This window comes from Clostridium oceanicum (assembly GCF_039521385.1).
Taxonomy (GTDB): Bacteria; Bacillota; Clostridia; order Clostridiales; family Clostridiaceae; genus Clostridium_F; species Clostridium_F oceanicum.
Map to the genome: position 1 here is coordinate 160,243 of NZ_BAAACG010000001.1, position 13,817 is coordinate 174,059.

At 23.8% G+C, this 13,817-nt stretch carries 12 protein-coding genes; all 12 read left to right on the forward strand.

Annotated elements, in window-relative coordinates:
• The first annotated feature begins 37 nt into the window (after positions 1 to 37).
• The 12 genes from ABDZ71_RS00720 to ABDZ71_RS00775 all read left to right on the forward strand — a co-directional run bounded on the left by ABDZ71_RS00720 (position 38) and on the right by ABDZ71_RS00775 (position 13,555).
• Positions 38 to 910 carry an ABC transporter permease subunit gene (locus tag ABDZ71_RS00720; protein WP_343757826.1) on the forward strand — a complete coding sequence of 291 codons (873 nt, stop codon included), beginning with the start codon at positions 38 to 40 and terminating at the stop codon, positions 908 to 910.
• Positions 911 to 923: 13 nt separating this feature from the next.
• Positions 924 to 1,781 carry a carbohydrate ABC transporter permease gene (locus ABDZ71_RS00725; protein WP_343757828.1) on the forward strand — a complete coding sequence of 286 codons (858 nt, stop codon included), beginning with the start codon at positions 924 to 926 and terminating at the stop codon, positions 1,779 to 1,781.
• A gap of 37 nt (positions 1,782 to 1,818) precedes the next feature.
• Complete coding sequence (locus tag ABDZ71_RS00730) at positions 1,819 to 3,114, forward strand: CehA/McbA family metallohydrolase (protein ID WP_343757830.1); 1,296 nt, start codon at positions 1,819 to 1,821, stop codon at positions 3,112 to 3,114.
• A 20-nt stretch (positions 3,115 to 3,134) separates the two neighbouring features.
• Complete coding sequence (locus tag ABDZ71_RS00735) at positions 3,135 to 4,325, forward strand: MFS transporter (RefSeq protein ID WP_343757832.1); 1,191 nt, start codon at positions 3,135 to 3,137, stop codon at positions 4,323 to 4,325.
• Between the two features lies 1 nt (position 4,326).
• Positions 4,327 to 5,427, forward strand: coding sequence for an ABC transporter ATP-binding protein (locus ABDZ71_RS00740; RefSeq protein WP_343757834.1), 1,101 nt, complete (start codon positions 4,327 to 4,329; stop codon positions 5,425 to 5,427).
• 218 nt (positions 5,428 to 5,645) lie between these two features.
• Complete coding sequence (locus ABDZ71_RS00745) at positions 5,646 to 6,410, forward strand: ABC transporter ATP-binding protein (protein WP_343757836.1); 765 nt, start codon at positions 5,646 to 5,648, stop codon at positions 6,408 to 6,410.
• Positions 6,397 to 8,346, forward strand: coding sequence for an FtsX-like permease family protein (locus tag ABDZ71_RS00750; RefSeq protein ID WP_343757838.1), 1,950 nt, complete (start codon positions 6,397 to 6,399; stop codon positions 8,344 to 8,346). The genes ABDZ71_RS00745 and ABDZ71_RS00750 overlap by 14 nt, the downstream gene beginning before the upstream one ends.
• Before the next feature lie 65 nt (positions 8,347 to 8,411).
• Entirely contained in the window at positions 8,412 to 8,933 is a 522-nt protein-coding gene (locus tag ABDZ71_RS00755) for a lysozyme family protein (RefSeq protein ID WP_343757840.1), read from the forward strand.
• A 276-nt stretch (positions 8,934 to 9,209) separates the two neighbouring features.
• Entirely contained in the window at positions 9,210 to 9,917 is a 708-nt protein-coding gene (locus ABDZ71_RS00760) for a response regulator transcription factor (protein ID WP_343757842.1), read from the forward strand.
• On the forward strand, positions 9,917 to 10,924 hold the full coding sequence (locus ABDZ71_RS00765) for a sensor histidine kinase (RefSeq protein WP_343757844.1): 1,008 nt from the start codon (positions 9,917 to 9,919) through the stop codon (positions 10,922 to 10,924). Before ABDZ71_RS00760 ends, ABDZ71_RS00765 begins: the two co-directional genes overlap by 1 nt.
• On the forward strand, positions 10,924 to 11,682 hold the full coding sequence (locus ABDZ71_RS00770) for an ABC transporter ATP-binding protein (RefSeq protein ID WP_343757846.1): 759 nt from the start codon (positions 10,924 to 10,926) through the stop codon (positions 11,680 to 11,682). Before ABDZ71_RS00765 ends, ABDZ71_RS00770 begins: the two co-directional genes overlap by 1 nt.
• The gene (locus ABDZ71_RS00775; protein ID WP_343757848.1) at positions 11,672 to 13,555 is read left to right on the forward strand and encodes an FtsX-like permease family protein; all 1,884 of its coding nucleotides are present in this window, start codon (positions 11,672 to 11,674) and stop codon (positions 13,553 to 13,555) included. The genes ABDZ71_RS00770 and ABDZ71_RS00775 overlap by 11 nt, the downstream gene beginning before the upstream one ends.
• The last annotated feature ends 262 nt before the right edge of the window (positions 13,556 to 13,817 follow it).

Below are 13,817 nucleotides of genomic sequence, written 5' to 3' on the forward strand. Positions count from 1 at the left end.
GATGGGGAAATTCAAGTTATTAATTAGAGGTGTATAGATGAGAAATATTAAAAAAAATAGTACTATATATTTATTTGTATTACCAGCAATTTTGTATTTGATGATATTTATATTTTATCCTCTATTTAGAGGAATGATAATAAGCTTTCAAAAATATGGTATAGGTGGATCAAATGGATTTGTTGGTTTTGAAAATTATATAAATGTTATAAAAGATAAAACTTTTATAACTTCTGTAGTAAATACTTTGATGATTAGCTTTGGGATATTAATTATTGGGTTTTCCTTTCCTATATTAGTAGCTTTAGGATTAAATCAAATTACTAATAAGTATTTTAAGAAATTTTCACAGAGTATAGTGTATATTCCCCATCTTTTATCATGGGTGGTTATATTAGGTTTGTGGATGAACATATTGTCTACAGATGGAATAATAAATTCTTTTTTGAAAAATTTTGGAGTTATAGACAAATCTATAACATTTTTTTCAAAAGAAAGTTTTGCTAGACCATTAATTGTTCTTATGACTATATGGAAAGATATGGGGTATACAAGCATTATATATTTAGCTTCACTTGTAACAATAAATCCAAATTTATATGAAGCTGCAGATATAGATGGAGCAACAATGATTCATAAGGTAAGATATATAATTTTACCACACCTTGTTCCAACTATGAAAGTAGTTTTTCTGATTACTTTAATGGGAGTTCTGCGTACTTTTGATTCTGTATTTATAATGAGCAATGGAATGATTGCTGATAAAATAAGAACAGCTATTGTATATACATATGAGAAGGGGATACTAAAATTTGATTTAGGATTAGCTACGGCAGGAGCTATATTAATATTCTTAGGAACTATGTTTTTTACAGTATTAACTAAAAAAATTATTAAATATAATGATTAACGGATGTGATTAAATGATAAAGTTTAAAAATAAACTTGATTTACTTAAAATCTTAAATATAATTTTTATATTAGTTTTAGTTAGTGTAATGATTTTACCAATACTAAATTCTATAGCAGTATCTTTTTCAACTAATATGGATTCAATGAGACCAGGTATAACTTTATGGCCTAAAAAATTTAGTGTTGAAGGATATAAAACAATAATTAGAAAATTAAACATATGGAGACCTTTTCTAGTTTCTGTATTTGTAACAATCCTAGGTACCTTTTTTCATGTTATGCTTTCAGCTTTTGCAGCTTATTCATTAATTCAAAAAGATTTATTATATAAAAAAATATTAACTATGATAATAATAGTTAGTATGATGGTACCATCTCAAGCTATAATGGTTCCTCAATATATAGTTTTTAAACAGCTTGGATTAATGAATAGTTTAAATGCCTTAATAATATCAGGACTTGTATCAGGATTTAGTATACTTCTTTTAAGTAATTATTTTAAAACTGTTCCATATGCTTTATATGAGTCAGCTGTTATAGATGGAGCAGGTCATTTTACTATATTAAAGAATATTTATTTTCCTATTGCAAAGCCTGGACTTATGACGGTAACTTTATTTGAATTTGTAAGTAGATGGAATGATTTTACGTCAGCCCTTTTATATATAAATAATCCTAAGTTATATACTTTGCAGTTGGCTTTAAGATCTGTACTTACATCAGATGATGCTACTTCTACTGCTAATTTGCTTACTAATAATGCTAAAATGGCCGGTATTGTTATATCTTTAATACCACTACTTTTAATATATCCATTTGTTCAAAAATATTTTATTAAAGGAGTAAATTTAGGTGCTATAAAAGAATAGTAGTACTATAAAATAAACATTAGATGAGGAGAAATATATGAGTAAAAGTACTTTATCTTTAGAAGAAATAAATAATAAAATAGAGAAAAATAAGAATACACACATTTGTTATAAAGATGAGAAAAAATATATAGAAGTTCCTTTTAATGTAGATGAGGATATAGAAAAAATAGAAGTATCAGTATGGTTTGATAAAAAAGATGGAAGCTGTGTTATAGATTTAGGACTTAGAGATTCAGAAAATATAAGAGGATGGAGCGGTGGTGCTAGAAATAAAATATTTGTTTCTCAGTATAGTGCTACTTTTGGATATGTGAAAAATGAAATAAAAAAAGGTCAGTGGGCAGTAATACTTGGAACCTATAAAATTCCAAAAGATGGCTGTGAAGTTAATATAAAAATCACTTTATATAAGAAGCATTATAGATGGTTAAAAGGAGATTTTCATACCCATTCTTATCATAGTGATGGTAAATATACCTTAGAAAATGTAGCTCAAATAGCAGAAGAGAAAGGTCTAGATTTTATAGCATTAACAGATCATAATACAGTCTCTCAAAACTATAGTTATGATGAAACAAAAGATGTGTTATTTATTCCCGGAATGGAACTTACAACTAATTTTGGACATTGTAATTTTTTAGGAGTAGATAACCCTATAAGAGATTTTAGATGCTTAAATAGAAAACAAATAGAGAAACTTATAGATGAAGCAAAAAATAATAAAGCTAAAATTGTATTAAATCATCCTTTAGATGAAAATTGTGGATGGAAATTTGGACTTGATGTTTATTATGATGCTATAGAAATTTGGAACGGACATCCTTTAGGAATTCATAATATGAAAGCTTTAAATTGGTGGCAAAAGGAACTTGAAAAAGGTAAGAAAATAAACATAGTAGGTGGAAGCGACATACATAGAGATAATGATTTTATTGAGCATGGAAGACCTACTACTTGGGTTTGGTCTTTAGAAAAATCTAAAAGTCATATATTAGATGCTATATGCAAGGGACATTCTTTCATTTCTTATAAAGAAAACGGTCCTACTATAGATATTAGATGCAGTAAATATCTAATGGGAGATATAATTGGATTAAATAAAAAAGAAGAAATAGATATAAAATGCAAAAGTCTTCAAGATAATGATTTGGTAAGGATAATATCAAATAAGGGGACTATAGAACAATACAAAATTAAAGAATATACAACATTACATAGAAAAGTAAAGATGGAAGATAAAAAATTTATAAGAGTAGAAGTATGGAGATGGTGCATAGAAGTAGATGACTATGTAATAGCATCTATAAGTAATCCTATATACAATAAATAAAAATTCGGAGAAAATAAAATATGAAGAAAACTATACGAGAGTTTAAGACAACTTACTTTGTGTTTAATTTTGTAATAACTGTTTTTGCAGGTTTTTTATTACCTTATATGAAACACATGAATCTTAGTAATTCATACATAGGAATAATTACAGCTATAATGACAGTATCAGGCATATTAGGACAAGTTATAACTGGATACTTATGTGATGTTAATAGGACAATAAAAAAGATATTTATTCTTTGGGAAATTATATTAACTATACTAGTTATAATATTTTCTATTGTAAATAGAAATCTATATTATTTAGTAGTTTTATTATTTTTAATAGGATTTGTACAATCAGCTTTATGTTCATTAATAGATAGCTGGATTATAGAAAAAAGTGAAGAAATAAAAAACAAGTTTGGACCTATAAGGGCATATGGTTCTATAGGGGCAGGAATAGCTTCTATATTGTTTGGATATTTAACTGATAAATATGGGTGGAATAGTATTTTTATAGCATATCCCATAATTATGTTAATTCTTATAATGATAACTTTTAAAATGAAAGATGTTAATAAGAATCTAAAAAATGCAGAAGAAAAAAAGTGTGCACAAAACAAAATAACAATGGAGGATATAAAGCTTTTATTTTCAAATACAAGATATGTATATCTTATATTTATATTTTTAATTCTATATATGTCACTTAAAGTTATTACTATGTTTTCTGTGCTAAATATAAAAAGTATAAGTGAGGAAAATTGGTATTTTGGAGTATATACTTTTATAACTGCTTTTAGCGAAATACCTATATTTATATATAGTCCTAAAATTATGAAGAAGGTTAATTCGTACTATCTTTTAATATTTGCTTCTTTGTTCTTCATAATAAGAATTATAATGGTTGCTACATCTAGAAATGTATATACAATTATAGCTTCAGGTATATTTCATATGACTACATTTTCTTTTATAGCTCTTTCATCTAAGTATTTAATAGATGAAGTAAGTCCTGAAAATTTAAAAACAACATCTCAAATGGTAGCAATGGCTATATATTTAAGCCTTGGAGATAGTATATCTTCCCTTATTTCAGGAATAATGTCTGATTTTATTGGAACTTCTAATACTCTATTTGTGTTTTGTGGATTGTGTGTAATTGCTTTTATTATGAGTATTAGATATAACAAAAAGTATAATTGTATAAAAGTTAGGAGTGAATAATTTGGCAAATCTAGATTTGAAAAATATTAATAAAATATATTCTAATAAAGTTCATGTAGTAAAAGATTTTGATTTACATATAAAAGATAAAGAATTTATAGTGCTTGTAGGACCTTCAGGCTGTGGTAAATCTACAACATTGAGAATGATTGCAGGATTAGAAGATATATTTTCTGGTGAGCTTTATATAGATAATGAAATTATGAATGATATAAAGCCAAAAGATAGAGATATAGCAATGGTTTTTCAAAATTATGCTCTATATCCTCATATGACGGTTTTTGAAAATATGTCTTTTGGACTTAAACTTAGAAAACAAGATAAAGAAGATATAAGAAAAAAAGTTGAAAGTGCAGCGAAAACTTTAGATATTTTACATCTTTTAGATAGAAAACCTAAAGAGTTATCTGGAGGGCAAAGACAAAGAGTAGCTTTAGGGAGAGCTATAGTTAGAAAACCTAAAGTATTTTTAATGGATGAACCTTTGTCAAATTTAGATGCAAAGCTTAGAGTTCAAATGAGAGGAGAACTTATAAAACTACATAAAGAACTTCAAACAACTTTTGTATATGTAACTCATGATCAAACTGAAGCTATGACTATGGGAGATAGAATAATAGTAATGAAAGATGGAGTAATTCAACAGGTAGATAATCCGAAAACAATATATAATAATCCAGCTAATTTATTTGTAGCTAGTTTCATAGGAAGTCCTCAAATAAATACAATTGATGGGATTTTGATTCAAAAAGATAATAGAGTTTATTTCAAATCACAAAATATAACAATAGAAATTCCAAAAAATAAAATTAAATTAGTAGAAGATAAAATAAATGAAGAAATAGTTTTAGGAATTAGGCCAGAGAATATGTTTGAAAAGAATGAAGTAAGATTTGATAAAAAATGTAGCATTAAAGGTGTTTTAGAAGTTAAAGAACTTTTAGGATCTGAAATGTATATATACATAAAAGCTGGTAATGATAAAATTGTAGCTAGAGTTTCACCAGATTTTACTGGGAAATATAATGAAAGTATTGAAGTTTCATTTCATAAAGATAAAATTCATTTATTTCTTAAAAAAAATGGTGAAAATATATTTTAAAATTACAATGAATATGGTTTTATAAACACCACTTAAACTTAATTTTGTTAAGTTTAAGTGGTGTTTTTGCTTTATATAATTAAAGCTTATTACAATCTTGTAATAAAACTGAAAGATAAATCGATAGAAGAAAAAATATAAAAAATTTAAAATATAGTTGTGAAGAGGAAAGCATTAAAAATAAAATTGAATTTAATGAAAATGAAAGGATGATAGATATGAAAAATGTATTGGTATCAAATAATTTAAAAAAGATTTATGGCAGTAAGGGAAACGTATATACTGCACTTAAAGGAATAGATTTAAACATTAAAGAAGGAGAATTTATAGGAATTATGGGACCATCAGGAGCTGGTAAAACTACTTTATTAAATATAGTATCTACTATAGATAAAGCTAGTAGCGGGACAGTTGTTATTGATAACAAGGATATAACAAAAATGAAAGACAAAGATTTAGCTAGGTTTAGAAGAGAAAGCTTAGGATTTATATTTCAAGACTTTAATTTGTTAGATACTTTAACTGTTAAAGAAAATATAGCATTACCTTTAGCTTTAACAAAAGTTAATGTAAAACAAATAAATAAAAAAGTAGGGGAAGTATCAACGGCACTTGGTATTGATGATTTATTAAACAAATATCCTTATGAAATTTCAGGAGGACAAAAACAAAGAACAGCAGCAGCAAGAGCAATTATAACAACACCTTCTTTAATTTTGGCAGATGAACCTACTGGAGCATTAGATTCAAAATCTGCAAAAGAGTTACTAGGAGCTTTAAAAGATTTAAATGAAAAAAGTAAAGCAACTATTATGATGGTAACTCATGATGCTTTTGCAGCAAGTTATTGTAGGAGAGTTTTATTAATAAAAGATGGAGAAATCTATGAAGAAATATATAGAGATTCAAATAGAAAAGCTTTTTTTCAGCAAATAGTTGAAATGATGGGCAAAATAGGTGGTGACAATATTGAGCTTGTTTAGTATAGCGTTAAACAATATAAAGAAAAACTTTAAAAATTATTTTATATATATTTTCTCAATGATTTTTAGTGTTACTATATATTTTATATTTAAATCAATTCAATATAATGATGAAATAAATGGGGCATTGCAATCAGTTGGAAAGTTAAGTGATGCATTTAAAGCTTCAGCTATAGTTATTGCACTATTCTCAGCAATCTTTGTTTGGTATTCTAATACTTTTTTTATAAAAAAACGAAAAAAAGAAATAGGATTATACTCACTTTTAGGAATAGAGAAAAAGCAGATTGGAAGAATGTTATTTTATGAGACTTTAGCTATAGGAATTCTATCAACAGCTATAGGGATATTTGTAGGAATACTTTTTTCAAAGATTTTTATAGGTATTCTTATAAAATTAGTAGGAATACCTGCTGTTATAAAATTTTCTATATCTTTTAAAGCTATAAAAGATACTTTAATTGTATTTTTAATATTGTTTATAGCAATTTCAATACATGGATATTCAATAATTTATAGATATGAATTAATTGAATTGTTTAAAGCTGAAAATAAAAGAGAAAAAGAACCAAAGGCTTCTTTAATATTAGCAGTATTATCATTATTATTTATAGGAGGTGGATATTATAGGTATAATTATCCATTAGATGATTTTATGATGACTATTATGATTACTCTTATATTAGTAGTTATAGGAACATATTTATTATTTAGTTCATTTGTAATATTTATTGTTAAGTTTTCTAAGAAAAATGAAAGGAAATATTTTAAAGGATTAAATATGATAGCTACATCTCAACTTCTTTATAGAATAAAAGGAAATGCAAAAACATTAGCAACTATAGCAATTTTAAGTGCATCTACTTTAACTGCTATGGGAGTTAGTATAAGTTTTTATAAAAATTTTTCTGATACTATTAATAAAACAATGCCATTTTCATATGTAAGTACTTTACCTCAAAATAAATTTGATAAAGATTTTAAGAAAATAGTATCTAAATATGATAATCATAAGTTATTAAATGAAGTTCATATAAATGTTGCTGAAGTTGAAGGTACAATTTCAAATTCTAATTATAATGATAAAGAACAATTAAGTATAGTCTCTGAAAGTAATTTAAAGGAAATTTTTAAAATTAGAAAATTAAAGTATGATCTTCCTAGACTAAAAGAAGAGAAAGAAGTATTAATTTTTGATGAGATGTATAATTCAAAATTTATGAGTAGTTATAAAAATAAGAAGGTTACTATAAATTTAGGCAATTTAAAAAAGAAATTTAATATAGTAGATTTTAAGGGGTACCCAGTATTTAATGAACATCTTATAAACAAAATGATTGTAGTAAAAGATAGTGCTTTTAATAAATATAATTTAAAGAATAAATCCAAAAAAGTTAGCGGATATATTATAGATAATCAAAATAAAAGTGAAGATTTAAATAAAGAAGTACTAAGTCTAAAAGAAAAGATAGAAAGTAAAGTTTTAGATAGGGAAAATTCAAAGTATTTAGGTACAGTTTCATCATATTATTCAACTTATAAAGAAGCAGCTGTGTCTTCAGGAGTTATGCTTTTTATAGGTAGCTTCTTAGGATTAGTTTTCTTGATATGTACAGGAAGTATAATATTTTTTAAGCAGATTTCAGAAGCTCAAGAGGAGATACATCGATATGATATTTTAAGAAAAGTAGGAGCAGACAATAGAGAGATTAAACTAAATATTTTTAAACAAATGATAGTTGTATTTTTTATTCCATTTATAGTAGGAGCTACCCATAGTTTAGTTGCAATTTCACTTTTTACAGAAGCTTTTAAAGTAAATTTAATAGACATAAGTATTTTAACTTTAATACCCTACTTAATAATATATCTATTATATTACCTTATAACTTCAAACTTTTATTATAAAACAGTTACTAGTACAAGTTGTAGTTAAAGAAATTAAAGGATTAAATTGTAAAATAATAAACTAATGTATTATAAATAAGGAGGAATAGCAGTATGAAAAAAATAGGTTCAATATTAATAATAATACTAATTTTATGTATAGGAGTGGGACTAGCAGCTAGAAGTATTGCATTTCCAATAAAAAATAAAAGTGAAATACAAAAATATTCTAAAGAATATAAAATTAAACCAGAATTTGTTGCAGCAGCTATAAGGTTAGGCCCTATTTATAATGGTAAAGACAAAAAATATGGAGACTTTAAACTTCAAGCTAAGGCAGCTAAAGCTATAGCAAAAGAAATGGGACTAAAAGATTTTAATGAAAAAGATTTAGAAAATAAAGATTTAAATATAAAAATTGGAACATGGTTTTTAGCTAAATATTATAAAGAAAAAGGATTAGAATATGCTTTAGCAAAATTTGGTGGAATAAATTATGCATATGTTAATGACAGTTCTAGAAAAAGCGATAAAGAAAATAAAGAAAGAGCGGAAATGATTTATAATGATAAACAATATGTTAACAAGATTAAAAATAATATGAAAATATATAAGATACTATATCCAACATTATAGTAAATTGTGATAAAAACTGAAGAGATCAGAATCTCTTCAGTCTTCTTGTAATTAAGGAAATTATAAATTCTTTTAGTAAATTTATTAGATTGAAAATAGGTGGATTAAAGGGATAAAAGATTTATGTGAAATTGTATATGTGAATTTGTATATGTGAATTTATAATTTCTTAGATAAGTTAAATGAATTTCTAGTAATTGTAGTTTTCTTTTTATACTAAAATAGTATAAAAAGAGCTATAATAATATGTAATTGGTTCTTGAAAGGAGTTTTAGCATGGGTTATAAAATAATGATAGTAGAAGATGATAAAAATATAGCAAAACTTTTGGCAGATTATATTGAGAGATATGAATATGAAACATTAGTGGTAGAGGATTTTAATAATGTTTTAGATGTTTTTAGTATAGAAAAACCAGATTTGGTTTTATTAGATATAAATTTACCTAAATATGATGGATATTTTTGGTGTTCTAGAATAAGAGGAAAATCTTTATGTCCTATAATATTTATTTCTGCTAGAGATAGTGAAATGAATCAAGTTATGGCAATAGAAAGTGGTGCCGATGATTATATAACAAAACCTTTTTATTATGAAGTAGTTTTAGCAAAAATAAAAGGACAATTAAGGAGAGCTTATGGAGAATATTCTAATAAGGATAGTGATAAAGAAAGAGTTGTAGAAATAGAAGGACTTTTATTATATCCAGAGCGTTTAGAAATTAGTTTTGGAAATGAAGAAATCAATTTAAGTAAAAAGGAGATGGAACTTTTAGAAGTTATAATTAAAAAATATCCTAAGGTTGCAACAAGAGAAGTGCTTTTAGAGAAATTATGGGATGATCAAAATTTTGTTGATGAAAATACGTTAAATGTTAATATTACTCGAGTTAGAAAAAAGTTAAATGAGATTGGAATAAATAATTCTATAGAAACAGTAAGGGGATCAGGATATAAGTTGAATGTTAGTTGGAGGAATTCTTAATGAGAACATTTTTAAGGGACCAAATAGGATTAATTGTTTTATATATATTTAATTTTATTATTTTATTTGCAATTTACTCTGTATTTAATGGATTTAGTGATTTGAATAATAGGTTATACTTTATATTTTTAAGTCTATTTTTACTTTTTAGTTACTTAATATTAAAGTATTTAAATAATAAAAAAATATATAGTACAATTAATACTAAACCTGAAAATTTTGATGATGTTATAGGAAGTTTTGGAACATCAGAACTAGGAAAAGATTTAAACAGATTTATAAATAGGCTATATAGTTTATATCAATATAAAGTTCATTTATATTTAAAAAAGCAAAATGAACATCTGAATTTTATAAATCAATGGGTACATCAAATGAAAACTCCTTTGTCTGTTGTAAAGCTTATAATACAAGAAAATGAAGATAAAATCTATATTAACGAAATAAAAGAAGAATTTGATAAATTAGAAAGAGGACTTAACCTAGCATTATATAATGCTAGATTAGATACTTTTGAACACGATTTTAATGTAGAGAATTTTAACTTAAAAGAATTAATAAAGCAAGTGGTCAACTCATTAAAAAGATATTTTATAAAAAATAATATATATCCTAAATTAAATATTAGTGATAATTTGATTATAAAATCTGATAAAAAATGGATCAAATTTATAACAGAACAATTATTAATAAACGCTGTTAAGTACTCTTTTGATAAAGGCAAATATGTTGAAATAAACGCTTATAAAAATAGTGATAATACTACTTTAGAATTTTCAGATAAAGGAATAGGAATACCTAAGAAAGATTTGAAAAGAGTTATGGAACCTTTTTATACAGGTGAGCATGGAAGGAACTTTGGAGAATCTACAGGTATGGGGCTTTATTTAGTAAATGAAGTTTGTAAAAAATTAGAGCATGATATAAGTATTGAATCAGAAGAGAATGTTGGAACAAAAGTAAAAGTTACTTTTAAAAATTTTAGGGTATATAATGAGGTGCTATGATGAGTGCTTTAGAGCTAAAAGAGATTTATAAGATTTTTGGAAATGAATACGGATGCATAGCTTTAGAAAATATTAACTTACTTGTTGAAAAAGGAGAATTTATTTCTGTAATGGGACCTTCTGGTAGTGGCAAAACTACTTTAATTAATATCGCATCTACTGTTATAAAAAAATCCTCTGGTAAAGTAATTATAGATGGATTAAATATAGAAAAATTGAATAATGAAGAATTAGCTATGATGAGAAGAGAGAAAGTAGGATTCGTTTTTCAAGACTTTAGACTTATAGATAGTTTAAACATAGAAGAAAATATAATATTACCATTAGTTTTAAAAGGGTTAAATCATAATAAAATATATAGGAAATTAAAAAAAATAAAAGAGATTTTAAAATTAGATTACATAATAAGTAAAAAAAGTATTTATGAACTTTCAGGTGGAGAAAAGCAAAGAGTTGCTATTGCTAGAGCTATAATACATGATCCTAAAATACTATTTGCAGATGAGCCAACAGGAAAATTAGATACTAATTCCTCAAATAGTATAATGGATTTATTTGAAAAAATAAATAAGAATCTTAATATATCTATAATTATAGTTACACATAATCCAGTATCAGCAAGTTATTCAGATAGAGTTGTATTTTTAAAAGATGGAAAAATATATAACGAAATATACAAAGGAGAAGAAAAGAGTAGTTTTTATAGTAGAATTTTAGATATGGTTGCTTTTCTAGGAGGAAAAAATTATGACCTTTGAAAAAATTATACTAAATAATATACTTAGAAATTTAAGAATATATATAGGATATTTATTAAGTAGTATATTTTCAGTTGCTATATTTTTTATATTAACTACTATTTATTATCATCCTTTAGCTAAAGAAATTTATTTGAATGAATCATTATTATTTGTTAAAGAAGTAATTTATATAATAACTATATTTTTTATTATATATTTTTTAAAGCTTTTTATTAAATCTAAGAAAAATGATTTTGGAATATTGATTATCTTAGGGATAGATAAAAAACAGTTAAGAAAAATTTTGTTTTTAGAAAATATGGTTATAGGTGTTTTGTCTATAATTATAGGAATAATATTTGGAATAGTATTTTTAAAGTTTTTTTTAGTTGTAATTTCCAGTATATTTGAAATTAAAGAACTAAATTTTTACTTATCAATAAAAGTTATGTTTATTACTATAATTAGATATTTAGTATTGTTTTTAGTTATACCAATAGTTATGAGAAGAATTATAAATATAAGAAATGTTATTGATTTAATTAATTATAAGAAAAAAGAAACTACAAAAATAAAACCTTCTTTAGTTAAATCTATAATTGCTATTATTATAATAGTAATAGGATGTTTTTTAGTTATTAGTTCAAATATAAATAATATTTTATCTAAAAGGCTTTTAATAATATTAAGCTTTTTTGTGTTAGGCAATTATTTGTTTTTTAAATATATACTTAATTATGTTATTTATTTAATTTCTAAAAATAAAAAGATATATATAAATAAAAAGAATTTTTTATTTATATCTAATTTAAAATATACTTTATATAATAATATTTCAATGCTTTTTATAGTAACTATACTTTTAGCAGTATCATTTACTTCAATAGGAGCTGCTTATATACAGAAATCTATATTGAGAAAAGATGCCTTTAAAAATGTACCTTTTAGCTTAAATTATATTATTAAAGACTATTCTAAATATAATAATGATGAAGTCTTTATAGATAATATGCTTAAATCTAATAATATAAGATATAGAAAAGTTAAGTTATATATTATAGAAATAAGTAAAAATGGAAAAGAAAATAATTATTTTAATTTAATTAAGGAAAGTGAATATAATAAAATAGCTAATATAATAAAAAGAAAAACAGTAGCTTTAAAAGAAAAGGAAACTATATTAGTACCTAATTATGAAAATATACTTCCATTTGAAAAAGAGTCAGTTGGTAAAACAATAAAACTTTATGAGAATAAAAATTTTGTTATTAAAGACAATTTAAAAGGATGTATAGCTTCTAAGGGATTATTACTAAATACTTTTATAATATCAGATAAACAGTTTAATAGTATTTATTATAAATATAAAAAGAAATTATTTGTAGGGTATGAATTTGAAAAATGGGATAAAATGAAAAAAATAACAAAAGAAATACAGTATAAATCTAATCAGCTAAATAAAAGTAGAAATACTGAAAATTATTTTATTTCTAGAATGTATATGTATAATATGGATAAACAAACTAGTAATATGTTTTTATATTTTTTATTTTTAATAGGCTCCATAATATATATAGCTGCTATTAGTTTTATGAATTATAAGTTTTATATGGAATTAAAACGAGAAAAAAATAAATATGCTAATATGATTACTTTAGGATTAACTTTTAAAGAATTAAAACTAATAATTTCTAAAGAAATGATAGTTATATTTTTTGTCCCATATATACTAGCTACTATAGATGCTATATTTGCTTATAGGATTTTGTATTTAATTTATGAAATACCAATTTTAGAATCAGTTTTACAAATAGTATGTATATTTTTATTTATAAATTTAATATATTTTTTTATTTGGAGATTTAAAAATATTTCATTTTTGGATGATTAATAATAGTAGGTATAAATAAAAGGTCTTATAAATTTATATTATAAGACCTTTTATTTTTCTAATAAGAATAGAAATAAAATAAACATAACTATCATACATAAATCTAATTTAAAGAAAGACTTGCTATGCATAATATCACCTACCTTATTAGTATTATTCCCATAAAAAAATAAAAAATAAGTAAGTTTAAAATTAAATATTATCTTTTAGTGTACGTAAATAATAATGTAGTATTTTGTAAATTTTTAAAATGGAAATATTT

Excerpts from the sequence above, each read along its gene's own strand:
- ABDZ71_RS00720 (WP_343757826.1), top strand. The coding sequence starts at position 38 with ATGAGAAATATTAAAAAAAATAGTACTATATATTTATTTGTATTACCA.
- ABDZ71_RS00725 (WP_343757828.1), top strand. The coding sequence starts at position 924 with ATGATAAAGTTTAAAAATAAACTTGATTTACTTAAAATCTTAAATATA.
- ABDZ71_RS00730 (WP_343757830.1), top strand. The coding sequence starts at position 1,819 with ATGAGTAAAAGTACTTTATCTTTAGAAGAAATAAATAATAAAATAGAG.
- ABDZ71_RS00735 (WP_343757832.1), top strand. The coding sequence starts at position 3,135 with ATGAAGAAAACTATACGAGAGTTTAAGACAACTTACTTTGTGTTTAAT.
- ABDZ71_RS00745 (WP_343757836.1), top strand. The coding sequence starts at position 5,646 with ATGAAAAATGTATTGGTATCAAATAATTTAAAAAAGATTTATGGCAGT.
- ABDZ71_RS00755 (WP_343757840.1), top strand. The coding sequence starts at position 8,412 with ATGAAAAAAATAGGTTCAATATTAATAATAATACTAATTTTATGTATA.
- ABDZ71_RS00760 (WP_343757842.1), top strand. The coding sequence starts at position 9,210 with ATGGGTTATAAAATAATGATAGTAGAAGATGATAAAAATATAGCAAAA.
- ABDZ71_RS00765 (WP_343757844.1), top strand. The coding sequence starts at position 9,917 with ATGAGAACATTTTTAAGGGACCAAATAGGATTAATTGTTTTATATATA.
- ABDZ71_RS00770 (WP_343757846.1), top strand. The coding sequence starts at position 10,924 with ATGAGTGCTTTAGAGCTAAAAGAGATTTATAAGATTTTTGGAAATGAA.
- ABDZ71_RS00775 (WP_343757848.1), top strand. The coding sequence starts at position 11,672 with ATGACCTTTGAAAAAATTATACTAAATAATATACTTAGAAATTTAAGA.